This is a genomic window from Luedemannella helvata, assembly GCF_039528415.1.
Taxonomy (GTDB): domain Bacteria; phylum Actinomycetota; class Actinomycetes; order Mycobacteriales; family Micromonosporaceae; genus Luedemannella; species Luedemannella helvata.
Genome location: NZ_BAAALS010000019.1, coordinates 47,771 through 70,059, shown reverse-complemented (window position 1 = coordinate 70,059; position 22,289 = coordinate 47,771). Strand labels below are relative to the sequence as shown.

Genomic DNA, 22,289 nt, shown 5'->3' with positions numbered 1-22,289 from the left:
GGCCCGCGCGCACACGCCCACGCAACGGCCAGCATGAAGATCTTGAAGCAAAAGGAACCGACGTGAAAGCCGTGACGATCCCCTCGTCGGGCAAGCACCGCGGTGGCTTCCGGGGATCGCCGCCACGACGCTAACGCGCCGAGGCATCGGGCAAGCCGAGCTCGCCCCAGAGTTGGCCCGATGCACGATCCTCAGCCGCTCCGATGCCTCGAAGAAACTCATCGATGCATCCGCGTATTTAGGGTAGTACCAAGTATTTGACATCAGTTTTGACATCAACTGGGACGCACAACCCCGCACACCAGCGGACCAAGTCGCTGGCCAACTACGCACCGTAGTGGCACAGAAAATTCAAGACACTGAAGTTAACCGATGAAACCGTTTAACTCCCGACCACAGACTCCAGGACAACGCGTAGTTGAGTAACCGTCTGAGTGGCGGATGCCAACTTCTCGTCATCGGTCCAGCCGCTTAGCCACAGGCCACCTTGACCAGCGACCGAGTTTAGCGCCATTAGTGCCTGCCCAGCGAGTTCAAATGCTGGCACTGAGAGAGCAGCAGCAGCCAACTCATCTGCCACTGCTTCCCCCTGCGAGCCACCTATCGATGCACCGCCCGGCAAGCTAATTGCAACCAGCGCAGCGGCTGCCACCACCTCGTCCGGATACACCTCGCTCATCAGCAGCTCCGGGTTTTCACTTGTAGCGGACAAGATCCGCCCCAGCTCAGCCAATCGCTCGTCTTCCTCCAGCTCAGCCAGCTCATCTAGCAGGTCGAGCGCGCCATCGCTGCCGAAAGGTCCAGTGCCCCAAGTGCCCATGTCGATCCGTTTCTGCTAGTGGTACCAGAGAGGATACTCGGGGTATTTGTCGTTGATTAAGTTGACACCGAGTTCTTTCCAGCCATCGGTGACCGACTGTTCAAGTCGCCTGGCCACGTCACGTGATGCACGGCGACCCCCAAATCCACGTGGAAGCTCGATCCAGGTGACATTTTTAATATTAACTAGCGTGTATCCAGCGTCGGACACGGCGTGCCCATCTTTCATGGTCGCATTAACGCGGCCACGCATATCACGCGTTGCCATTCCTACATATTTTGAACCATCGTCCAAATGAACTGTATAGACGCCTGGCCGGTTCGGAACATCGAACTTTTCACTTGGCCCGCAGTTGTGCACCAGGACGGGCGTACTGCCCGCCACCACGTAGTACGTGTGGACATTGGAGACGGTAAGATCGCGCATCGTCTTGGCGCCGGTGAAGTTGCGAACGCCGGTGACGTACTGGACCTGCCCATCGGGGCCAACAAACGTCGACTCGCCGGGGTCGAGCTTGGCCGCGTCCACCCACTCGCCGGTAGTGGCATCCCAGAACGGGTGATTCGCGGTGGTGTGAAGCACCGACGAAGGCGGCCCACGCGTGCCACGCTCACCATCGCCCTCACCGACGGCACGTGCGTCCTCGTCAGCCGGCCTCGACGACACCGTGACGTCGGTCAGTTCCAAGTCCACGTTGACGTGCAGAAGCGTTACCTGCTGGTCGCTGTGCTCGCCCGTGGCTGGGTCAGTCGCCGCGACCTCGTCACCCACGTTGACGTCCGCGATCGGGCGCGTGCTTCCGTCGGCCATCAGCACCCGAGTGCTGGGGTCGAAGCTGTGGCATGCCTTCTTCGGCTCTGGGTCCTTCTCACGCTGTGGGTCGTCGTCGCGGTCCCTGTCCCTTTCCTTGTTCGGCTTGTTCTGCTTCGGCTTCTCGTGCTTCTTCGGAGCTTCCTTCGCCTTCGGTGGCTTAGCCGGCTTGGACGGCTTCGGCTTGGGCTTCGGCTTCGGCTTCGGCTTCGGCTTGGGCTTGGGCTTCGGCGGCTTCGGCTTCTTCTTCGGAGGTTTGGGCTTCTTCGGGAGCTTCTTCATCAGGTCGCCCATGTGCTTGCGCGCCGTGTTGAGAATGTCCGACGCGCGACGCATCGCGGTCTGGGCACCCTCCACGATGCGCTTCCACATCCGGAAGCCGTTGATACCTCGCTCGACCGCATGGATCAGCGACCGGCCGATCTTGAACGCCTTCATGAAGCCGATGGCGCTGGTGACCAGATCGACACAGGCCCACAGGTCGCCACCGAAGCAGCCGACGGCCGCGTTCCAGCCGATCATGTCGAGGATCATGCCGATGCCGACGTTGACCAGGATGCTGAACAGGTCGACGCGGCTTTCGGCCTCGGCGCGCGCGTACTCCGCCTCCTGGCGAGCGATCTCCTCACCGGTGGCCTTCATGTCCGCGTCGCGTTGCTTCATGTCGCTCTCGTACTGCGTCATGTCGCGCTGGTATTGCGCCACCGACCGCTCGTACTCGCGCAACTGGCACTGGTAGTCGTCCCGACTGCAACCGTCGACCGCGTTGCCGGTCCTGTCCGTGTTGGACAGTGGGTCACCTTCGGCGTACGCGAACCGGTTCGCCGAGCCCGATGTCGGCGTCGGGTTGTTCGTTGCGGTGTCGCGGGTGTCGAAGGCGCCCGTCTCCGGGTCGTACCAGCGGTTCCACATGTTGACTTTGCCGGTGCCCTGGTCGGTCCACTGCGACTGGTAGCCCAGCTTGCCGGCCATGCCACCGCTAACCAGGATCTTGCCCCACGGGTCGTAGGCCACCGACCCCGTCAGCGTGGTCCCTGAGGCCGTGAACTCGCCCACCACGTCGGTGTGCAGGTCCGTCCACGCGTAGCGCTGGGCACTGCCCCCGACCGCGACGAGCGTGCCCGCCGGGTCATGCACGTACGTGGCCGAGCCGTCGCCGGCGACGTGGTCACCGCGGGGCGGCCCAACTCATCGTTGGCGACATACGTGGTGTTACCCCGCGGGTCGGTCGCCGAGGTGACCGATCCGTCCTTGTCCAACGTGTAGCTGGTGCGGATCACGCCCGAAGTCGGCGAAGGCGCGGTGCCGTTGAAGACCAGTTCGATCTCGGACGCGGTCAGCGCCTTGGTGTAGTCCTGCACGTCGGAGACGCCGCCGTCCCACGCCGCATTCTGCGCGTCGCCGGCCCAGATGCTGCGCCGATGGTCAGCGGACCCGTCGCAGTCCGTGGCGCCGTCGCCGCGACCGATCTCTCCAGGGCGCCATTGACGTAGATCTTGAGCTGTCCGGCGCCCTGGTCATAGACGCCCGCCAGGTGCGCCCAGGAACCGAGTGCCAGCGCCGACGTCGAGTCCGCGGTCGAACACACGCCTGCGACCTCAGGGGTTGGCGGCGCGGCGGGCGGCTGCGACGTACCGGCTCGTGACCATCCGTTGGGCCAGGCGCCCGACCGGCCCGCCCAGCCGCAGGTACCACGCCGCCGGGCGACTGAACGCGCGTACCTCGAAGTAGACCGCGCCGCCGGCGCCCGCGCGGGTCACGATGAACGCCTCCTCGCCCGTGGCCGGGTGCCCGGCCACCGTGCCGAAGCCGTACCCGTAAAGATCTTCTTCGTCGTGCAGCCACACGACCCGGACGGGGGCGGGCAGGGCCAGAGGGCCGACGCCGAGGCGCGCGTCGACGCGTACCCCGATGGCTGGCGGTTGAGGGTCGCGGACGGTGAGCCCGCCGCCGCGGTGGATGCCCCACTCGCGCATCTCGGCGACGACGCTCTGGAAGGCGCGGTCGCCGGCGCCGACGCGGGCGCGGACGGTGACGTGGTGGTAGCCGGCGGGCAGGTCCATGCCGGGCCGGGTGAACCCGACCTCGGGGTACGTCAGGTCGCTCACGCGGCCGTGCCTCCCAGGGTGCGGACCAGGTCGGTGACGATCGGCAGGTCGGCGGGGAGCCAGTCGAGGTCGAGCAGGTCATCGGGGGCGACCCAGCGCAGCGAGGCGTGCTCGAGCGGGGCGGGCTCGCCGGCCACGAGGCTGGCCTGCCACACGCGCAGCACGGCGGTACGGGTGCCGAGCGGCACGTCCGTGCCGACCCGCTCGCCGAGCTTGATCGTCACGCCGAGTTCCTCCTCGCACTCGCGGATGAGCGCGGCCTCGTCGGCCTCGCCGGGGTCCACCTTGCCACCCGGGAACTCCCACCGGCCGGCGACCTCCGCGGGTGCGGCGCGTTCGCAGGCCAGCACCAGGCCGTCGCGGACGATCGCGGCACCCACGATGACGGCCGGTATCGGACTTTCGGTCTGCACGACGGTCAAGCGTGCCAGATGTTCAGCCGAACGGCTCATCCGGCGTGCCCGATTGCGCGACACAAGACGGAAATGCGGCCGTGGACAGATCAGTCGAGGTTCAGGAAGACTGGCGTTAAGTAACGGTGCGATAAAGACGCGGCCACAAGTTGCGACAATCACACTCCGGAGGTGCGGCGATGCTGCCATTCGGCCCTCCCGGTCAGGAGTTCCTTGACGATGCCCTACGGCTGCTCAAAGAGTGGTTCGGGGACGCCAAGGAGATCCGGCGGACGCTGCACATCAGCGATGCCGAGCACGCGGCGCTGACCGAGCGGATCAAGGTCGCCTCGGACGTCTTCCAGCTCATACCCGAGGTCCGCCGGGCGGACGGCAACACCCAGATCCGGGTACGCACGGCGGACGGCGGCACGATCAACGCCGGGGCGGTCGCACTCGCCGCCCGGATCGAGGCCGCCTACCAGGCCGTCACCGGCCGCTGAACCGGTAGCACTCCGCCTCGACGACCCGCTTGCGCGGCGAGGGCGCGGACGGATCGGGCCGCCCCGTGAACCGGTACTCGGAGACGAGAATCCAGTTGAACCGCCGCTCCTGGACGAGTACGGCGGACCGCCCCATGATCGCGTGGTACTCGCGCAGCCGGCCCGGGTTGACCCGCTCGCTGGCCCTGATGACGATCCACACCCTCGGCGCGGAGGTCAGCAGCTCGTTCGTCACCCGGCCGCGCATGAGCCGCGCCCCGGTGGCGGCGCCCGTGGACTCCACGCCGAAGACCGGCGGGCCGGTGACGACGCCGCCCTTGGCCCTGGCGCACGGGCGCCCGCGCACCGGCTGGAACAGCCCGTCCCACTCGAGGCCGGCCCGGGGCCCGTACCAGACGGCCACCCGCGAGGTGTTGTAGCCGAAGTACACCAGGTCGGCGGGGCCCCGGTTGGCGGCCACGTAGCGGATCGCCTCCTCGGCGCGCTCGTACAGGGTGAGCTGGTTGTGCGGCAGTCGCCGGCCGAGCGTCGGCGCGTATGTCCACGCCAGGGACGACACCATGACCAGGGCGAGCGCTCCGGCCGCCCAGCGCATCCGGGGGTGGTCGGGACGCGCCAGCGCCCGCACGGCCGCGTCCACGGCCGCGCACACCATGATGATCATTAGTGGTACGACCCAGAGCGCGAGGCGTGCGCCGAACGGGTACAGCCGCAACAGCGCCAGCAGGTACGCCGTGACGACCGGCGCCGCGACGAGCACGCCGACCCGCCGGTGCCGCACCACCAGGGCCACCAGCCCGGCGACCAGCAGGACCAGCAGGATCACCCGGCCCTCGCTGTTGCGGACCCCCAACGCCTGCCGGGCCAGCGCGTTGCCGCACCGGACCGTCCAGTACAGCAGCGAGGACGGCGTGAGGTCGACCGGCCCCATCGAGCCCGGGTAGTGCCGGGCCCACCAGGTCGTCAGCCAGCCGGCCACGTGCGGCTGCTGGACCAGGTACATCGCGCCGATCGAGGCGGCAGCGGCCGCGCCGCCCGCGACGTGCCACAGCACCCGGCGCCACCGGGCCCGCCACGCCGCGAACAGCAGGAGCAGCCCGCCGACCACGCCCGCCGTGAAGATGGAGGTGGTCGCGAACCAGCAGGTCACGGCCGCCGTCGCCCAGAACGCCACGACCCGGCCCCGGCCCTGTTCGACCTCCGGGCGCGCCGTCGGGTCGGGCAGCGCCCGCAGCGCGAGGAGCACGAGCAGCGCGGTGCAGCCCACTTCGAAGGAGTACTGCTTGACCTGCGTCGAGTAGTACAGGATCTGGGGCGAGAAGGACACCAGGCCGAGGGCCAGGAGGGCGACCAGCGGCGACAGCAACCGCCGGGCCAGGAAGGCGACGACGACGAGGCTGGCGCAGCCGGCGAGCATCGGGATGAACCGCAGCGACAGCTCGCCCGGCCCGGCGATCTCATAGGCGAGCTTCTCCGCCCACAGCCATCCCATGGGGGCGACCTGGTCGTACTCCAGCCCGCCGCGCAGTCCGCCCAACGACCGGTGCGCGAAGCTGATCACCAGGGATATCTCGTCCTGGGAGAACGACCCGCTGCCCGCCCAGTGGACGAACCGCAGCGCCGATCCGACGGCGATGATGACGATGGCGGCCGGCCAGTAGCCGATCCGACGGGCCAGCGCGACCACGGACGAGGCATTGACGGGGCGCGCGTTCCGGCGGCGGGACGGCCCCGGTTCAGGGGCCGTGCGGTGCGTAGGGACCTGGGTCACGCCTGTTCAAACGCGTCACCGACACGGTTGGTCGTGGTCGATTGGTTGGCAGCGTCGCCCGGGTTGCCTTCCATCCCGCCCCATCGACTCTCCCATGCGGCTGTGATACCGGGTATCACAGCGTGGCCCGGAGATATCAGGTGCGACGCTCGGTCGCGGCGCCGCAACGTCAGTAGTGGTAGCGGGCGGCGAGAACGATGATCTCTTTGTCGGTGACCAGGTAGACCAGGCGGTGCTCGTCATCGATCCGCCGCGACCACGCACCGGGCAAGTGATACTTCAACGGCTCAGGCTTGCCGATCCCGGCGAAGGGATCCCTTTTGACCTCCTCGATGAGCCTGTTGATCCGGGCCAGGATCTTCCGGTCGTTGTTGAGCCAGGATGTGTAGTCATCCCAGCCCTGGTCCTCGAAGACGAGCCTCACGCGGCATCGGGATCGATCAGATCGCGCTCCCTGACATCGACGTGCGCCAAGGCGTTTTCGTAGGCCCGAAGCAGGCGGCGCGCGTTCGCCGGCGACCGCAACAGGTAGGAGCCCTCCCGCAGTGACTCGTAGTCCTCCGCGGACATCAGCACCGCGTTGCCGTGCTTCGACACTATCTCCACGACGTCGTGGTCTTCGTTGACCTTTTTGATCAACGGAAAGAGCTCCTTGCGAGCCTCACTCGCGGTGATCGACATCGACAAGCCCTTCTAGGTGGTACCACATATGGTACTGAAGGTCGAGGTGGAGGCACCACTGCCGCGCGAACGTCGCTGGATCTAGACGTTGAAGCGGAATTCCACCACGTCGCCGTCGCGCATGACGTAGTCCTTGCCCTCCATGCGGACCTTGCCGGCCGCCTTGGCGGCGTTCATGGAGCCGGCCGCGATCAGGTCGTCGAACCCGACGATCTCGGCCTTGATGAAGCCGCGCTGGAAGTCGGTGTGGATCACGCCGGCGGCCTCGGGGGCGGTGGCGCCGACCGGGATGGTCCAGGCGCGCGCCTCCTTCGGCCCCGCCGTCAGGTAGGTCTGCAGGCCTAGCGTGCGGAAGCCGACCCGGATGAGCTGGTGCAGGCCGGGCTCGGGCTGGCCGATGGCCTCCAGCAGCTCGCGGGCCTCGTCCTCCGGCAGGTCGATGAGCTCCGACTCGATCTTGGCGTCCATGAAGACGGCCTCGGCCGGAGCGACGAGGGCGCGAAGCTCGTCGAGGAACTCGGCGTTGTTCAGCTCCTCCTCGTCGACGTTGAACACGTACAGGAACGGCTTGCCGGTGAGCAGGTGCAGCTCGCGCAGCTCCTCGGCGTCGATGCCGGCGGCGGCCGCGCCCGCGTAGAGGGTCGTGCCCTCGTTCAGCAGCGCGGCGGCGGCCTTGGCTGCGGCGAGGATGCCGGCGCGGTCCTTGCGGAGCTTGGCCTCCTTCTCCAGCCGGGGCAGCGCCTTCTCCAGCGTCTGCAGGTCGGCGAGGATCAGCTCCGTGTTGATCGTCTCGATGTCGTCGCGGGGCGAGACCTTGCCGTCGACGTGCACGACATTCGGGTCGGAGAACGCGCGGACGACCTGGCAGATCGCCGAGGCGTCGCGGATGTTGGCGAGGAACGCGTTGCCCCGGCCCTGCCCCTTGGAGGCGCCGCGCACGAGCCCGGCGATGTCGACGAACGACACCGGCGCCTGGATGATTTTCTCCGAGCCGTACAGCTCGGCGAGCTTGTCGAGCCGGGGGTCCGGCAGCCCGACGACACCCACGTTCGGCTCGATCGTCGCGAACGGGTAGTTCGCCGCGAGGACGTCGTTCTTCGTCAACGCGTTGAACAGCGTGGACTTGCCGACGTTGGGCAGGCCGACGATGCCGATGGTGAGCTGGGCCATTCCGCCTCTTTCGTGGTCTTCTCCGGACTCGGCGCCCAGTCTACGGACCGAGCTACGGTCGACCCGTGCAGTCCCTGTCCGGCGCCCTCGTCGCCCTCGCCGTGCTCGTCGCGGCCACGGCGGTCGGTTTCGCGTGGCGCAAGCGCAATGGTCGTTTCACGGAGCAGGCGCCGGCGTCCGCGCCGGACGAGGCCGTGGTGCCGCCCGCTCTCCGCGACGCTCTCGAACTTCCCCCGGGTACGCCCGTGACGTTGCTCCAGTTCTCCTCCGCGTTCTGCGCCCCGTGCCGCGCCACGCGGGTCATCTGCGCCGACGTCGCCCGGACGGTGCCCGGGGTGGCGCATGTCGAGGTGGACGCCGAGTCGCACCTGGAGGCCGTCCGCGCGCTCGACGTCCGGCGTACCCCCACGGTTCTGATCATTGACGACGCGGGCCGGATCAGGCGCCGGGCCAGTGGCGCGCCGACGAAGGCCCAACTGCTGGCCGCACTGGCGGAGGTGAAGGCGTGATCTCGTTAGGTAGCGCGCTGGGGGTGGCGGCCGTGTCGCTCGGCATGGTGCTCACTCCGGGGCCCAACATGATGTACCTCGTCTCGCGCAGCATCTCGCAGGGCCGCCGGGCCGGGCTGCTGTCACTCGGCGGGGTCGCCGTCGGCTTCGTGGTCTACCTGGCGGCGGCGACCTTCGGGTTGTCGGCCCTGTTCACGGCCGTGCCGGAGATCTACCACGCGGTCCGCTTAGCGGGCGCCGCCTACCTGTTGTGGCTGGCCTGGAAGGTGCTGCGGCCGGGCGGGGTGTCCATTTTCGAGCCGGTGCGGCTGCCGCCGGACAGTCCTCGGAAGCTGTTCGCGATGGGGTTGTTCACGAACCTGCTCAATCCCAAGGCGGCGCTGATGTACGGCTCGCTCATCCCGCAGTTCCTCGACCCGTCAGCCGGTCATCTGGTGATGCAGGGCTTCCTGCTGGGCGGCGTGCAGATCACCATCAGCATGCTGGTCAACGCGACGCTCGTGCTGCTCGCGGGCAGCGTGGCGGTGTTCCTGGCCGGGCGGCCGGGGTGGCTGCGCGCGCAGCGGTGGATCACGGGCACGCTGCTCGGCGCGATCGCGGTGCGCCTGGCGACCGACCGTACCCGCCCGGGCGTCGCGACATAGATCTCGATAATTCCTATCGGGTGAGATGCTATAGCAGCTCACCGGCCCTTTGCATACGATCAACTTCGTGAACCACCTGCTGACGAGACGCCGCGCGGTCGACCTGTGCCGCGTCTGCGCCAGCCTTTGTCGCCCTTTCTGACCCCGTTTCGTCCCCCGAATCCGTCAGAAGGGCACTTCCATGCAGCTCGACGTGCGCGGGCCGCGCTTCGCGGCCGCCGTCACCACCCTCGTCCTCGTCCTCGTGCTCATCACCGGCTCCGGCTGGCTCGCGCTCGCCCAGGCCGTCGTGTTCGCCATCGGCGCCGCGAGCGCCCGCTACGCGCCCTACGGCTGGCTCTACCGGGTCGCCGTGGCGCCGCGCCTCGGCCCGATCAGGGAACGCGAGGCGGCCGGGCCGGTGCGCTTCGCCCAGGGCGTCGGCTTCGCCTTCGCCGCGATCGCCACGCTCGGCTTCCTCAGCGGCGTCACGGTCGTCGGCATCGTGGCGACCGCGTTCGCCCTCGGCGCGGCCTTCCTCAACGCGGCGTTCGGCTTCTGCCTCGGCTGCGAGACGTACCTGCTCGCCAAGCGCCTCACCACCCGCCCGGCCAACTGACCACCGGCGCGGCAATGAACCGGGCTGGTACGTGTAGCTACCCTCCCGGTTCATTGCCCGACCGCTTCCGGCCGACCGGAACGGGCGGGAGTATGACGATGTAGGCTTGTCGGTATGAGCAAGCGGATCACCGTCAGTGTCCCGGACGACGTGGCCGAGCGGCTGAGCGCCGAGGAGAACGTCTCCGCGTACGTTGCGGACGCCGTACGCCGACGGATGCGGCACGAGACCACGCGATCCATGCTGGTGGCGGCCGGGTTCGCCCTTACCGACGAAGGCATGGCCCGGGCCCGGGAACGCCTCTCGAACGGCCGGGCGGCGATGACCCCGGACGTCCTGGAACAGGGCCGGCGCATGCTCGACGAGTTGCGGCCCAAGGGGTGACGGCAACACTCGTGCTCGACACGAGCGCCGCCGTGGCTTACATGCGGCAGTCCTTGGCGATGGGCGAACTGCTCGCGGTCGTCGACGAGGACGACGACACGGTGATCCTGCCGGCGACGTGCCTGGCCGAGGCCGCGGCACAGGCGGACGACGCCGAGACGGCGCTGCTACGCGTCCTCGCGGCGCTGCCCGGCGTCGCCGTCACGCCGTTGGCACCCGATACGGCCATCGAGGTGGGCAGGCTCACTCGACGGCGGGCCGGCCTGGACCTGGCGCACGCGGTCGTCGAGGCAGTCGGGCACGACGCGCAGCTAGCGAGCGCCGAGGCCGCCGCAGCTCGCAAGGTCCTGCCACCCGGCTGGGGGATCATCGAGGTCTGATCCACGGTCATGTCCGAAAACCGCCAGCCACGGTGCCGGCCGCGGGGCAGGATCGGACACGTGCTGGACTTCGAGCAGTGTTACCGGGCGGTGGACAGCCGCGATGCGCGGTTCGACGGGTGGTTCGTGACCGCCGTCACGTCGACGCGGATCTACTGCCGCCCGTCCTGCCCGGCGATGACGCCGAAGCGGGCGAACGTGCGCTTCCTGCCGTCGGCCGCCGCCGCACAGAAGGACGGCTTCCGGGCGTGCCTGCGGTGCCGTCCGGACGCGGCGCCCGGGTCGCCGGAGTGGGACACCCGGGCCGACGTGGTGGGCCGGGCGATGCGGCTGATCGCGGACGGGGTCGTCGACCGCGAGGGGGTGCCCGGCCTCGCCGGCAAGCTGAGCTACACGGAGCGCCACCTGCACCGGATGCTGACCGACCAGCTGGGGGCCGGGCCGCTCGCGCTGGCCCGGGCGCAGCGCGCGCAGACGGCGCGCATCCTCATAGAGACGACCGACCTGGGGCTCGCCGAGATCGCGTTCGCGGCCGGGTTCGGCAGCGTGCGGCAGTTCAACGACACGATCCGCGAGATCTACGGGCGTACGCCGTCGCAGCTGCGGGCGGGCCGCCGTGCCACCGGACAGGCGGCCGAGGCCGGGGCGGCGACCGTGAACCTGCGGCTCGCGTACCGGCCGCCGCTGCACACCACGTCGCTGCTGGGGTATCTGGCGGCCCGCGCGGTGCCCGGCGTCGAGGAGGCGACCCCCGAGGGGTACGGGCGGGCGCTGCGCCTGCCGCACGGGGCGGCGACGGTGGTCCTGCGGTTCGCGGACGGCCACGTCGACGCGACCCTGCGGCTGGACGACGTCCGCGACCTCGCGCCGGCCGTCGCCCGGTGCCGGCGGATGCTGGACCTCGACGCCGACCCGGCCGCCGTCGACGCCCTGCTGGCCCGCGACCCGGCGCTGGCCGCGAGCGTGCGCGCCGAGCCGGGCGTACGCGTCCCGCGCGCCGCGGACGGTTTCGAGCTGGCCGTACGCGCGGTCGTCGGCCAGCAGATCTCCGTCGCCGGCGCCCGTAGGGTGCTGGGCCGCCTCGTGGCACCGGACGGCGATCAGCTGGCCGCGTTCCCGGACGCGGCGGCGCTGCTCGCGCTGCCCGATGAGGCGTTCGCGATGCCGGCCGCGCGCCGGCGCACGCTGCGCGCCCTGGCGGCGGCCGTCGCCGACGGCGGGCTGCGGCTCGACCCCGGCGCCGACCGGGCCGAGACGGAGAAGGCGCTGCTCGCGCTGCCCGGCGTCGGCCCGTGGACGGCGCAGTACGTGGCGCTGCGGGCGCTCGGCGACCCGGACGTGCTGCTCGCCACCGACCTAGCGGTACGCCGCGGCGCCCGTGCCGCCGGCCTGCCCGACAACCCGACCGGACTGGGCCGCCACGCGGCCGAGCACTGGGCGCCCTGGCGCTCCTACGCCACGATGAGACTCTGGAGACTCGCATGACCAGCACCTTCACCGGCACGATACCGAGCCCGGCCGGCCCGTTCACGATCGTCACCGACGCTGACGGCGCCGTCGTCGCGTCCGGGTGGACCGACGACCTCGGCGCGCTCCTCCTGCCCGCGGGGACGGATCCGGTGCCCCGCAACGATGTGGGACCCGCGAGCGCCGCTGCCCGCGCGTACTTCGATGGTGATCTGGCTGCCATCGACGCGGTGACTGTGCGGCAGCACCACAGTGGACTGTTCCTCGCGCACGCGTGGGACGTGCTGCGCGCTGTCAAGCCCGGCGAACCCGTGACGTACCAGGGCTTCGCGGAGCTGAGCGGCCGGCCGGCGGCCGTACGGGCGGCGGCGCAGGCGTGCGCGCGCAACGCGGCGGCCCTGTTCGTGCCGTGTCACCGGGTCATCCGCACGGACGGCTCACTCGGCGGCTTCCGCTGGGGCCTGCCAGTGAAGGCGTGGCTGCTGGAATTCGAATCCCGCAAGAGATAGGCGGCGCTAGATACTGACAGGCCATTCGGGCTACTCGGCGGTTACGTTCGGAGGGTGCCCCGGTCACCCCAACGCCATTCGCTCCACAACCTTTGGCGCACGCGTAGCTACATGCGGCCATTCGCCGCCCTGTACCTTTGGATGATCATCGCGGGTGTCGCGACGACAGCGCTCAGCGTGGCCCTCCCCCTCATCGTCCAGCGGGTCGTCGACGGCCCGGTCCTGCACGGCGACGAGCGCGGCCTGCTGCTGCTCGGCCTGGTCGCGCTCGCGCTGGGCCTCGTGGAGGCGCTGCTCATCTTCATCCGCCGCTGGGTGCAGGCCAACTCGGCGCTGCGCATGGAGACCGCCATGCGCGACGACCTGTACCGGCACCTGCAGTCCCTGTCGGTGTCCTTTCACGACGGCTGGCAGTCCGGGCAGTTGCTGTCGCGGGCGACCTCCGACCTGTCGGTGATCCGCCGGTTCCTCTCTTTTGGACTGATCTTCCTCGTGCTCAACACGGCCACCGCGGTCGTCGTGGTCGTCCTGCTGTTCCGGCTCTACTGGCCGCTGGCGCTCGTGGTGACCGCGAGCGCGGTGCCCCTGTTCTGGTTCAGCCAGCAGTTCACCCGGCGGTACAACGCGGCCGCCCGGCGGATGCAGGACCAGCAGGGCGACCTGGCGACCGTCGCCGAGGAGAGCGCGGGCGGCATCCGGCTCATCAAGGCGTTCGGTCGCCGCGACCACATGGCGGAGAGGTTCACCGGGTACGCCCGGCAGCTGCACGACACGGCCGTCGGCAAGTCGAGGATGGTGGCCCGCACGTGGGCCAAGTTCGACGCCGTGCCGAACGCGACCCTGGCCGTGGTGCTCGTCGGCGGGGCGCTGGCCGTGGCCCGCGACCGGATGACCGTGGGCGAACTGGTGGCCTTCGTGTCGCTGCAGATCATGCTGATCTGGCCGATCGACGCGCTCGGCCACATCATCGCCAACGCGCAGGAGGCGATGACGGCAGCCGACCGCTTCTACGAGGTCATCGACACCCCGCCCGACATCGCCGACCGGCGGGGGGCGACGCCGCTGGAGCCGACCGCCGTACGCGGCGCGGTCCGGTTCGACAACGTCCGGTTCGCCTACCCGGACGCGCCCACCGAGGTGCTGCGCGGCGTGAACCTGGACGTGCGCCCCGGCGAGACACTCGCGATCGCGGGCGTGACCGGCTCGGGCAAGTCGACGCTGGTCTCCCTGGTGCCCCGGCTCATCGACGCGGACTCGGGACGGGTGCTGATCGACGGCGTCGACATCCGGGATGTGACGCTGGCGTCGCTGCGTACGGTCGTCGCGGTGGCGTTCGAGGAGCCGATCCTGTTCTCCATGAGCGTGCGGGAGAACCTGACGCTGGGTCGCCCCGACGCCACGGACGCCGACATCGAGGAGGCCCTCGACGTCGTGCAGGCCGACTTCGTCCGCGACCTGCCGTGGGGTCTGGCGACGCGGGTCGGCGAGCAGGGCCTGTCGCTGTCGGGTGGGCAGCGCCAGCGGCTCGCGCTGGCCCGGGCGGTGCTGTCCCGGCCGAAGGTGCTCGTGCTCGACGATCCGTTGTCGGCGCTGGACGTGCACACGGAGGCGCTGGTGGAGCGGGCACTGACCCGCGTACTGGCCGGCACGACGGCGATCATCGTGGTGCACCGGCCGAGCACGGTGGCGCTGGCGGACCGGGTGGCGTTCCTGCGGGACGGGGTGATCGCGGGCGTGGGTACCCACTCGGAGCTGCTCGCCACGAACCGCGACTACGCCGCCGTCCTCAGCGCGACGGAGGTGCCGGCGTGAGCGTGGACGTGGACGCGTGGCGCGGGGTCGCGCAGGAGCAGGACGCCGAGCGTACGGCCGCCGAGGCGCCCGACCAGAAGGCGACGATCCGGCTGCGCGCCGCGAGCCGGGCCCTGCTTCGCTCGCTCATGCGCCCGCACCGGCGCGCGTTGGGCGTACTCGTGGGGTTGTTGCTGGTGCAGAACGCCGCGGGCATGGCCGGGCCGTGGCTGGTGCAGCTGGGCATCGACGAGGGCATCCCGCCGATCCAGCGCGCGGGCGACTACCGCCTGCTGGCCGCGCTCGCGGTCGCGTTCGGCGCGGCGACCGTCCTGGAGTACGTGACGAAGCGCGGCTTCCTCACGCTGTCCGGGCGCACCGGACAGGCGGTGCTGCTGGACCTGCGGCAGCGGGTCTACGAGCGGTTCCAGCGGCTGTCGATCGGGTTCCACGAGCGCTACACCGCGGGCCGCATGGTCTCGCGGCTCACCTCGGACATGGACACCATCTCCGAGCTGGTCGACGGCGGCATCGACGACCTCGTGCTCGCCCTGCTCTCCGTGGTGTCCGTGGCGACGATCCTGCTGGTGCTCGATCCTCCGCTGGCGTTCGTGGCCCTGCTGTCGTTCCCGCTGTTGCTGCTGCTGTCGAACTGGTTCCGGGTCGCGTCGGCGGTCGCCTACCGCCGTACCCGGGAGAAGGTCGCGCTCGTGATCGTCCACTTCGTGGAGTCGCTCGGCGGCATCCGGGCGGTGCAGGCGTTCCGCCGCGAGGCGCGCAACCAGGAGATCTTCGAGGCGGTCAACGAGGACTACCGCGCCGCCAACCTGACCGCCAACCGGCTCATGGCGAAGTTCAACCCGGGCATCCGCCTGGTCGGCAACGTGACGATCGCGGTCGTGCTCACCTACGGCGGTTACCGGGTGCTGCACGGGCAGACGGACGTCGGCGTGCTGGCCGCCTTTCTGCTCTACCTGCGGCGGTTCTTCGGGCCGATGGAGGAGCTGAGCCAGTTCTACAACACGCTGCAGTCGGCCACGGCCGCGCTGGAGAAGCTGTCCGGCGTGCTCCAGGAGGCACCCGACGTGGCGGAACCGGTGTCACCGACGCCGCTGACGGCCCCGCGCGGCGAGATCACGTTCTCCGCGGTGACCTTCAGCTACCGCCCGGGACTCGTCGTGCTGCCGGCCATGGATTTGCACGTGCCGGCCGGACAGACGGTCGCGCTGGTCGGGGCGACCGGCGCGGGCAAGTCGACCGTGGCCAAGCTGGTGGCCCGCTTCTACGACCCGACCGCCGGGTCGGTGCGCATCGACGGGGTCGACCTGCGCGAGGTGGCCGAGGCCGACCTGCGCCGCGCGGTCGTCATGGTCACCCAGGAGAACTTCCTCTTCTCCGGCACGATCGCCGAGAACATCGCGTTCGGCAAGCCCACCGCGACACGGGCGGAGATCGAGGAGGCCGCCGCCGCGATCGGCGCCGACGCCTTCATCAGGAGACTTCCCGAGGGGTACGACACGGATGTGCGCAAGCGCGGCGGGCGGCTGTCGGCCGGGCAGCGGCAACTCGTCGCGTTCGCCCGCGCGTTCCTCGCCGACCCGGCCGTACTGATCCTCGACGAGGCGACCTCGTCGCTGGACATCCCGTCGGAGCGGCTCGTCCAGCACGCGCTGCGCACCGTCCTGACGGACCGTACCGCGTTCGTGATCGCGCACCGGCTGTCGACCGTCGAGATCGCCGACCGGGTACTCGTGATCGAGGGCGGCCGGGTCGTGGAGGACGGGTCCCCCGCGTCCCTGGTCGCGGGCGGCGGGCACTACGCGGACCTGCACACCCAGTGGCGGACGAGCCTGGCCTGACACCCCGACGATCCGGCCGGTCAGGGCCCGGTCGCCGCGCCTGCACGCCCCGGCGGCGAACAACCCCGGCCCGAGCGGCAACTCGACGATCCCGTGCTAAGCGGATGGCTGCGGGCTATCGTTCGTCACCGGGCACCTGAGCGGCGATCACCTTGGCCAGGGCGCGGAACGCCTCGCCCCGGTGACTGATGGCGTCCTTCTCGTCGGCGGTCAGCTCGGCGCTCGTCCGCGAATGCCCGTCCGGAACGAAGATCGGGTCGTATCCGAAGCCGGCCTCGCCGCGCGGCGCCCGGATCAGGTGGCCGCGCATGTGGCCGGCCACCGTGAACTCCCGCCCGTCCGGCAGCACGAGGGCCGCGGCGCAGACGAACTCGCCGCCCCGGTGGGCGTCGGGCACGTCGGAGATCTGCGCCAGCACGAGGTCGAGGTTGGCGCGGTCCCTGGTCGCCTGGTCGCCGGTGGCGAGGCCCGCCCAGCGGGCGCTGAGCACGCCCGGCATGCCGTTGAGGGCGTCGACCGCGAGGCCCGAGTCGTCGGCCACCGTGGGCAGGCCACTGTGCCGGGCCCCTTCGCGCGCCTTGATGAGCGCGTTCTCCTCGAAGGTGAGGCCGGTCTCGGGCACCTCCTCGTACTCGTCGATCTCGCCGAGGCCGACCAGGGTGACCGCCCCACCGCCGAGCGCCGCGTCCAGGATGCGCTGCAGTTCGACGAGCTTCTTCGCGTTGCGCGTGGCGAGCAGGAGTCTCATCGGCCCAGCGCCTCTTTCTGGGTGGTCGCGAGGCTCAGGCAGCCCGCCACGCCCAGGTCCAGGAGCTGGTTGAACTGCTCGCGGTTGAACACGCCGTCCTCGCCGGTGCCCTGCACCTCCACGAAGTCGCCCGTACCCGTGCAGACAATGTTCATGTCGACGCCCGCGCGCACGTCCTCCTCGTAGCAGAGGTCCAGCCGCGGCTCACCGTCGATGATGCCGACACTCACGGCCGCGACACTGCGCGGCAGGGCGCTCTCGACCGTACCGGCGAGTTTGTTGCGGCCGGCGAGCCAGGAGACGGCGTCGTGCAGGGCGACGAACCCGCCCGTGATCGACGCGGTGCGCGTGCCCCCGTCGGCCTGCAGCACGTCGCAGTCGATGACGATGGAGTTCTCGCCCAACGCCTTCAGGTCGATGGCCGCGCGCAGGCTGCGGCCGATGAGGCGGGATATCTCGTGGGTACGGCCGCCGACCTTGCCGCGCACGCTCTCCCGGTCGGACCGGGTCGTGGTCGAGCGCGGCAGCATCGCGTACTCGCTGGTGACCCAGCCGAGACCGCTGCCCTTGCGCCAGCGCGGCACACCTTCGGTGACGCTCGCGGTGCACAGCACCCGCGTCGCCCCGAACTCCACGAGCACGGACCCCTCGGGATGCATGCTCCACCCACGGGTAATCGTCACAGGGCGCAGCGAATCGGCTGTTCGTCCATCAGGTCGGGCCATGTGATGCAGCCTATGTGGCGCGGTGTCTGGCATTGTCATAGGCCTGACCACCGAGGAGCCCGCTTCCCGATGAGCATGATCATGCAGTACGTACGGCTGCGTTCCGACGAGCTGACCCGGCTGCGAGAACTGCTCCGGAGCGATCCCAACGGCGCATTCGACTTCGTCGACGAACTGGCCGACCTGTCCCTCGGAGACGAGGTCGACGATCGCACGTTCGACACCGACAAGGCCTGGGCCGGCCTGGACCACCTGCTGGAGAAGGCCGGCGGCGCCCCCGTCAACGTCATCTACGGGGAGGAGACCCTGACGGCCGACGACTGGGGCTATGCCCCGCCCCGCCTGCTCGACCCCGACCAGGTACGCGCGGGCGCCGGCTTCCTCGCCGCCCTGCCCTTCGACACGCTCGCCGCGCACTATGACGCCCGGGCACTGACCCGGGCCGGCGTCTACCCCGAGATCTGGCACGCGGACGAGCGCGCCCGCGACTACCTGCGCACCTGGTACGACGGCCTGGTCGCCTTCTTCACCCGGGCCGCGGCGGCCGGCGACTCCCTGGTGATCTATCTGACCTGAGGGTGCGAGGATGGGCGCATGGTTGCCGCTCCCGAGGACGTGCCCGTCGAGGGCGACATGATCCGGCTGGGCCAGTTCCTCAAGCTGGCGAACGTCGTCGACACCGGCGGTGAGATCAAGGACCTGCTCGCGTCCGGCGACGTCCTGGTCAACGGCGAGGTCGACGAGCGTCGCGGCCGTCAGCTGCACCCGGGCGACATCGTCACGGTCGGCGGCCTGCGGCTGCGGGTCGCGGCGGCGTAACGCCGCCACGGGCCGGCCAGGACTAGACCGTGTACCGGCCCCCCGGGCGGGCGATCTCGACCTGGCCGTCGAAGGTGGCCTGGGCGGCTTCCAGGGTGCGCGCCTCGCTGCCCCAGGCGGCCACGAGGTGGGTCAGCACGAGCAGCCCCACGCTCGCCTTGGCCGCGATCTCGCCGGCCTCGCTGCCGGTGAGGTGCAGGTCCGGCGGGTTGTCCTCGCCGTCGAGGTAGCTGGCCTCGCACAGGAACAGGTCGGCGTCCTGGGCCAGCCGCTCGACCGCCTCGCACGGGGCGGTATCAGCCGAGTAGGCCAGGATGCGGCCGTCATGCTCCACCCGTACGCCGAACGTCTCGATGGGGTGGTTGACGCGGTCCACGGTCACCGCGAACGGGCCGATCTCGATGGTGCCCGGCTCCAGGGTGCGGAACTCGTACACGTCGTCGAGCGGGCCCTCGTTGCGCTGCGCGTAACCCGCCATGATCCGCTCGGCGGTGCCGGCCGGGCCGTAGACGGGCAGCACCGGGTACGGGCCCTCGGGAGCGTACCGGCGCACGACGACGTAGCTGACCGCGTCGAGCACGTGGTCGGCGTGCAGGTGCGAGACGAGGATCGCGTCGACGCACTTCAGGCTGGCGTAGCGCTGCAACGCGGTCATCGAGCCGGGGCCGAAGTCGAGCAGCAGGCGGAACCCCTCGGCCTCCACCAGGTACGCGGAACAGGCCGACTCGGGTCCGGGGAAGCTTCCCGCGCACCCGAGGATGGTCAAGCGCATGTCATGCCGCCGCTCCGTAGCTCGTGGCCGGCCCGCTCGGGCGGGCGGTCACCGGGACGTCCCGGCCGAGGAAACGCCGAGCCAGCTGGGCGAAGGGCGCCTGGTCCCCGGTCGCGATGAACCGGTGCACGGGTGGTGGCTGGGTGTCGGGCCGCAGCAGCCCTCGCTCGGTCAGCACCCGGTAGACCTCCTTGGCCGTCTCGTCCGCGCTGGATACGAGCGTAACGTCGGGGCCCATCACCAGCCCGATCAGGCCGGAGAGCATCGGGTAGTGGGTGCAGCCCAGCACCAGCGTGTCCACCTGGGCCCGCTGCAACGGCTCCAGGTACGACTCGGCGAGGCCGAGCAGCGCCCGGCCGGAGGTGACGCCCCGCTCGACGAAGTCGGCGAAGAGCGGGCAGGCGACGCTCGTGACGTGCACCTGCGGGGCGGCGGCGAAGGCGTCGGCGTAGGCACCGCTGTTGACCGTGGCTGTGGTGCCGATCACACCGACGTGGCCGTTGCGGGTGGCGGCGGCGGCCCGGCGCACGGCCGGCCGGATCACCTCGATCACCGGGACCCGGTAGCGTTCCCGGGCGTCGTGCAGGCTCGCGGCGGCCGCGCTGTTGCACGCGATCACCAGGAGCTTCACGCCATCCGCGACGAGCTTGTCGAGGCACTCCAGCGCGTACCGTCGCACGTCCGCGATCGGCTTGTCGCCATACGGGAAATGCGCGGTGTCGCCCACGTATCGGACCTGCTCATGCGGGAGCTGGTCCAGGATGGCCCGGGCGACCGTCAATCCACCGACCCCACTGTCGAAGATCCCGATCGGTGCGTCCGCCACGCAGCGGAGCCTACGCCGGCCAGGACCGGTTTTATGAGCGCTCCCGCGAGACCTGTCATCAACGCGACACCCGAAAATCACCGTTACGCAGGGTATTGTCGCGCGTTGCACTCCATGGGCGTGCTGCCTATCGTCACACAGCAGAGGTCCGCACAGCGGGCGAACGCCCACTGAACGACTGCGGGCCGGACCGGAAACGGAGACGACGTGGCTACCGATACCAAACCCCAGGTGACCGGGACCGCGGCGCACGTGCCGAACCAGCAGCGGCCCGCCGACCTGTCGATCACCGGGCTCCACACGGCCCTCAAGGGCCACCCCATCGCCCCGGCGATCCGGGTCGCCCCGGACGAGGACACGCCGCGCCTGCGGCACCTCGTGGCGGTGAGCGCCTGGGCGGCGCTGCTCGGCGTGCTCGGGCTCGCCATCGGCACCCGCGGGTTCGTCGGCGTCCTCGCCGGCGACGCGGCCGGCTGGTACGAGCCGACGCTGATCGTCCTCGGCGCGGTCGGCATCGGGCTGACCGTGGCCGGCTTCGCCACCATCCACCGCGACCGGGCCCCGTGGCTCCTGCTGGGCGCGGCCTCCCTGACGCTGCTGGCGGGCCTGGCCGCCACGATCAGCGCCTTCTAGGGCCACGGCCCTACGCCCAGAGCTGCCCTTCCAGGGCGTTCTCGGCGTCGGCCAGGGTGCCGCCGTAGGCGCCGGTCGACAGGTACTTCCAGCCGCCGTCGGGCACCAGGAACGCCACGTCCGCCCGGCGTCCGGCCTTCATCGCCTCGTGCGCCACGGCCAGCGCCGCGTGCAGGATCGCGCCGGTGGAGAACCCGGCGAAGACACCCTCGACCTCGACGAGCTGCCGGGTACGCAGGACCGCGTCGCGGGTGCCCACGGAGAACCGTCGGGTCAGCACGGACGCGTCGTACAGCTCCGGCACGTAGCCCTCGTCGATGTTGCGCAGGCCGTAGACCAGCTCGCCGTAGCGCGGCTCGGCCGCGATGATGGCGACGTCGTCGACCTTCTCGCGCAGGTAGCGCCCCACACCCATGAGCGTGCCCGTGGTGCCCAGGCCCCCCACGAAGTGGGTGATCGTGGGCAGGTCGCGCAGCAGCTCCGGACCTGTCGTCTCGTAGTGCGAGCGCCAGTTGCCCTCGTTGGCGTACTGGTTGAGCATGATCCAGTCGGGGTGCTCGGCGGCGATCTGGCGCGCCTGCGCCACGGCCGCGTTCGAGCCGCCCGCCGCCGGCGAAAAGATGATCTCCGCGCCGTACATGCGGAGCAGCTGCGTACGCTCGGCGGAGACGTTCTCCGGCATGACGCACACGAGGCGGTAGCCGCGCAGCTTGGCCACCATCGCCAGGGCGATGCCGGTGTTGCCGCTCGTCGGCTCCAGGATCGTGTCGCCGGGCTTGATCCGGCCCTCCGCCTCGGCCGCCTTGATCATCCAGATGGCGGGGCGGTCCTTGACGCTCCCGGTCGGGTTGCGGTCCTCGAGCTTCGCCCACAGCCGGACGTCCGACGAGGGCGAGAGCCGGGGCAACCCGACCAGGGGCGTGTCGCCGCACGCGTCGAGGAGGCTCTCGTAGCGTGCCATGACGTCAGAACCGCTGGCTCGCCAGGCCCGCGTCGGACAGCGGGCGACCGAGCAGCGCGGCGGCGGCCATGAGGCCGAGCGCCCCACCGGCGACGGCCGGCAGGATCGTCACGGTGTCGCCGTCGTTGAGCTTGGCGTCGAGCGCGCCGAGGAAGCGCACATCCTCGTCGTTGACGTAGACGTTGACGAAGCGGTGCAGGCCGCCCTCGGGGGTGATGAGCCGGGCGCGCAGGCCGGAGAACTGGGCGTCCAGGTCGCTCAGCAGGTCGGCGAGGGTGTCGCCGGTGCCCTGCACGGCCTTCTCGCCGCCGGTGTAGGAGCGCAGGATCGTGGGGATGCGTACTTCGATGGCCATGGTTCTACAAACTCCTTGATCGGGTTACGTCGGACGGTGATGACGGGGGCCTGG

The 22,289-nt window shown here is 70.3% G+C and carries 28 protein-coding genes; 13 read left to right on the top strand and 15 right to left on the bottom strand.

Features of this window, described 5'->3' with window-relative positions:
• Positions 1 to 382: 382 nt before the first annotated feature.
• From ABD191_RS19225 to ABD191_RS19210, 5 genes are all read right to left on the bottom strand, one after another.
• Entirely contained in the window at positions 383 to 820 is a 438-nt protein-coding gene (locus ABD191_RS19225) for a DUF4259 domain-containing protein (RefSeq protein WP_344083670.1), read from the bottom strand.
• Between the two features lie 15 nt (positions 821 to 835).
• Entirely contained in the window at positions 836 to 2,767 is a 1,932-nt protein-coding gene (locus ABD191_RS19220) for an RHS repeat-associated core domain-containing protein (RefSeq protein WP_344083667.1), read from the bottom strand.
• Positions 2,768 to 2,966: 199 nt separating this feature from the next.
• Complete coding sequence (locus ABD191_RS29295; protein WP_425560767.1) at positions 2,967 to 3,218, bottom strand: LamG-like jellyroll fold domain-containing protein; 252 nt, start codon at positions 3,216 to 3,218, stop codon at positions 2,967 to 2,969.
• Positions 3,219 to 3,228: 10 nt separating this feature from the next.
• Positions 3,229 to 3,738: a DUF1990 domain-containing protein gene (locus ABD191_RS19215; protein ID WP_344083664.1), complete on the bottom strand. Its 510-nt coding sequence runs from the start codon at positions 3,736 to 3,738 to the stop codon at positions 3,229 to 3,231.
• The gene (locus tag ABD191_RS19210; protein WP_425560766.1) at positions 3,735 to 4,190 is read right to left on the bottom strand and encodes a (deoxy)nucleoside triphosphate pyrophosphohydrolase; all 456 of its coding nucleotides are present in this window, start codon (positions 4,188 to 4,190) and stop codon (positions 3,735 to 3,737) included. The genes ABD191_RS19215 and ABD191_RS19210 overlap by 4 nt, the downstream gene beginning before the upstream one ends.
• A 140-nt stretch (positions 4,191 to 4,330) precedes the next feature.
• Here ABD191_RS19210 and ABD191_RS19205 point away from each other — a divergent pair, with 140 nt between their 5' ends.
• Positions 4,331 to 4,633, top strand: a complete 303-nt coding sequence (locus ABD191_RS19205; protein WP_344083658.1) for a pterin dehydratase — start codon at positions 4,331 to 4,333, stop codon at positions 4,631 to 4,633.
• Here the strand turns inward: ABD191_RS19205 and ABD191_RS19200 are convergent.
• The 4 genes from ABD191_RS19200 to ychF all read right to left on the bottom strand — a co-directional run bounded on the left by ABD191_RS19200 (position 4,620) and on the right by ychF (position 8,255).
• Positions 4,620 to 6,320 carry a glycosyltransferase family 39 protein gene (locus ABD191_RS19200; protein ID WP_344083655.1) on the bottom strand — a complete coding sequence of 567 codons (1,701 nt, stop codon included), beginning with the start codon at positions 6,318 to 6,320 and terminating at the stop codon, positions 4,620 to 4,622. The genes ABD191_RS19205 and ABD191_RS19200 overlap by 14 nt on opposite strands.
• Before the next feature lie 253 nt (positions 6,321 to 6,573).
• Complete coding sequence (locus ABD191_RS19195; protein ID WP_344083652.1) at positions 6,574 to 6,828, bottom strand: Txe/YoeB family addiction module toxin; 255 nt, start codon at positions 6,826 to 6,828, stop codon at positions 6,574 to 6,576.
• Positions 6,825 to 7,085 carry a type II toxin-antitoxin system Phd/YefM family antitoxin gene (locus ABD191_RS19190; protein WP_344083649.1) on the bottom strand — a complete coding sequence of 87 codons (261 nt, stop codon included), beginning with the start codon at positions 7,083 to 7,085 and terminating at the stop codon, positions 6,825 to 6,827. The genes ABD191_RS19195 and ABD191_RS19190 overlap by 4 nt, the downstream gene beginning before the upstream one ends.
• Positions 7,086 to 7,166: 81 nt before the next feature.
• The gene (gene ychF / locus ABD191_RS19185) at positions 7,167 to 8,255 is read right to left on the bottom strand and encodes a redox-regulated ATPase YchF (RefSeq protein ID WP_344083646.1); all 1,089 of its coding nucleotides are present in this window, start codon (positions 8,253 to 8,255) and stop codon (positions 7,167 to 7,169) included.
• A gap of 65 nt (positions 8,256 to 8,320) precedes the next feature.
• Here ychF and ABD191_RS19180 point away from each other — a divergent pair, with 65 nt between their 5' ends.
• From ABD191_RS19180 to ABD191_RS19140, 9 genes are all read left to right on the top strand, one after another.
• Positions 8,321 to 8,764, top strand: coding sequence for a TlpA family protein disulfide reductase (locus ABD191_RS19180; protein WP_344083643.1), 444 nt, complete (start codon positions 8,321 to 8,323; stop codon positions 8,762 to 8,764).
• A complete protein-coding gene (locus ABD191_RS19175; RefSeq protein ID WP_344083640.1) occupies positions 8,761 to 9,408 on the top strand; it encodes a LysE family translocator in 648 nt (215 codons plus the stop codon). The genes ABD191_RS19180 and ABD191_RS19175 overlap by 4 nt, the downstream gene beginning before the upstream one ends.
• Positions 9,409 to 9,589: 181 nt before the next feature.
• The gene (locus ABD191_RS19170; RefSeq protein ID WP_344083637.1) at positions 9,590 to 10,006 is read left to right on the top strand and encodes a DUF4395 domain-containing protein; all 417 of its coding nucleotides are present in this window, start codon (positions 9,590 to 9,592) and stop codon (positions 10,004 to 10,006) included.
• Between the two features lie 114 nt (positions 10,007 to 10,120).
• Entirely contained in the window at positions 10,121 to 10,390 is a 270-nt protein-coding gene (locus ABD191_RS19165; protein WP_344083634.1) for a hypothetical protein, read from the top strand.
• Positions 10,387 to 10,770 carry a PIN domain-containing protein gene (locus tag ABD191_RS19160; RefSeq protein WP_344083631.1) on the top strand — a complete coding sequence of 128 codons (384 nt, stop codon included), beginning with the start codon at positions 10,387 to 10,389 and terminating at the stop codon, positions 10,768 to 10,770. Before ABD191_RS19165 ends, ABD191_RS19160 begins: the two co-directional genes overlap by 4 nt.
• Before the next feature lie 9 nt (positions 10,771 to 10,779).
• Positions 10,780 to 12,255, top strand: a complete 1,476-nt coding sequence (locus tag ABD191_RS19155) for an AlkA N-terminal domain-containing protein (protein ID WP_344083628.1) — start codon at positions 10,780 to 10,782, stop codon at positions 12,253 to 12,255.
• A complete protein-coding gene (locus tag ABD191_RS19150; RefSeq protein ID WP_344083625.1) occupies positions 12,252 to 12,746 on the top strand; it encodes a methylated-DNA--[protein]-cysteine S-methyltransferase in 495 nt (164 codons plus the stop codon). The genes ABD191_RS19155 and ABD191_RS19150 overlap by 4 nt, the downstream gene beginning before the upstream one ends.
• Positions 12,747 to 12,857: 111 nt before the next feature.
• A complete protein-coding gene (locus tag ABD191_RS19145; protein WP_344083623.1) occupies positions 12,858 to 14,558 on the top strand; it encodes an ABC transporter ATP-binding protein in 1,701 nt (566 codons plus the stop codon).
• Positions 14,555 to 16,396, top strand: coding sequence for an ABC transporter ATP-binding protein (locus tag ABD191_RS19140; RefSeq protein ID WP_344083620.1), 1,842 nt, complete (start codon positions 14,555 to 14,557; stop codon positions 16,394 to 16,396). Before ABD191_RS19145 ends, ABD191_RS19140 begins: the two co-directional genes overlap by 4 nt.
• Positions 16,397 to 16,511: 115 nt before the next feature.
• On the opposite strand, the gene rdgB is transcribed toward ABD191_RS19140, so the two are convergent.
• Positions 16,512 to 17,144 (bottom strand): RdgB/HAM1 family non-canonical purine NTP pyrophosphatase, encoded by a 633-nt coding sequence (gene rdgB / locus ABD191_RS19135; RefSeq protein ID WP_344083617.1) that lies wholly within the window; start codon positions 17,142 to 17,144, stop codon positions 16,512 to 16,514.
• On the bottom strand, positions 17,141 to 17,869 hold the full coding sequence (gene rph / locus ABD191_RS19130; protein ID WP_344083614.1) for a ribonuclease PH: 729 nt from the start codon (positions 17,867 to 17,869) through the stop codon (positions 17,141 to 17,143). Before rph ends, rdgB begins: the two co-directional genes overlap by 4 nt.
• Positions 17,870 to 17,938: 69 nt before the next feature.
• Here rph and ABD191_RS19125 point away from each other — a divergent pair, with 69 nt between their 5' ends.
• Both ABD191_RS19125 and ABD191_RS19120 read left to right on the top strand, forming a co-directional pair.
• Positions 17,939 to 18,445, top strand: a complete 507-nt coding sequence (locus ABD191_RS19125) for a YfbM family protein (protein WP_344083611.1) — start codon at positions 17,939 to 17,941, stop codon at positions 18,443 to 18,445.
• An 18-nt stretch (positions 18,446 to 18,463) separates the two neighbouring features.
• Complete coding sequence (locus ABD191_RS19120; RefSeq protein WP_344083608.1) at positions 18,464 to 18,688, top strand: RNA-binding S4 domain-containing protein; 225 nt, start codon at positions 18,464 to 18,466, stop codon at positions 18,686 to 18,688.
• 22 nt (positions 18,689 to 18,710) lie between these two features.
• Here ABD191_RS19120 and ABD191_RS19115 read toward each other — a convergent pair whose 3' ends face one another.
• Positions 18,711 to 19,460, bottom strand: a complete 750-nt coding sequence (locus tag ABD191_RS19115; RefSeq protein WP_344083605.1) for an MBL fold metallo-hydrolase — start codon at positions 19,458 to 19,460, stop codon at positions 18,711 to 18,713.
• Position 19,461: 1 nt separating this feature from the next.
• Positions 19,462 to 20,286: a glutamate racemase gene (gene murI / locus ABD191_RS19110; RefSeq protein WP_344083602.1), complete on the bottom strand. Its 825-nt coding sequence runs from the start codon at positions 20,284 to 20,286 to the stop codon at positions 19,462 to 19,464.
• A gap of 231 nt (positions 20,287 to 20,517) precedes the next feature.
• Here murI and ABD191_RS19105 point away from each other — a divergent pair, with 231 nt between their 5' ends.
• Positions 20,518 to 20,919 carry a hypothetical protein gene (locus tag ABD191_RS19105; RefSeq protein WP_344083599.1) on the top strand — a complete coding sequence of 134 codons (402 nt, stop codon included), beginning with the start codon at positions 20,518 to 20,520 and terminating at the stop codon, positions 20,917 to 20,919.
• 10 nt (positions 20,920 to 20,929) lie between these two features.
• Here the strand turns inward: ABD191_RS19105 and ABD191_RS19100 are convergent, their stop codons facing one another.
• On the bottom strand, positions 20,930 to 21,880 hold the full coding sequence (locus ABD191_RS19100; RefSeq protein WP_344083597.1) for a PLP-dependent cysteine synthase family protein: 951 nt from the start codon (positions 21,878 to 21,880) through the stop codon (positions 20,930 to 20,932).
• Positions 21,881 to 21,884: 4 nt separating this feature from the next.
• Positions 21,885 to 22,235: a MoaD family protein gene (locus tag ABD191_RS19095; RefSeq protein WP_344083594.1), complete on the bottom strand. Its 351-nt coding sequence runs from the start codon at positions 22,233 to 22,235 to the stop codon at positions 21,885 to 21,887.
• Positions 22,236 to 22,289 lie beyond the last annotated feature (54 nt).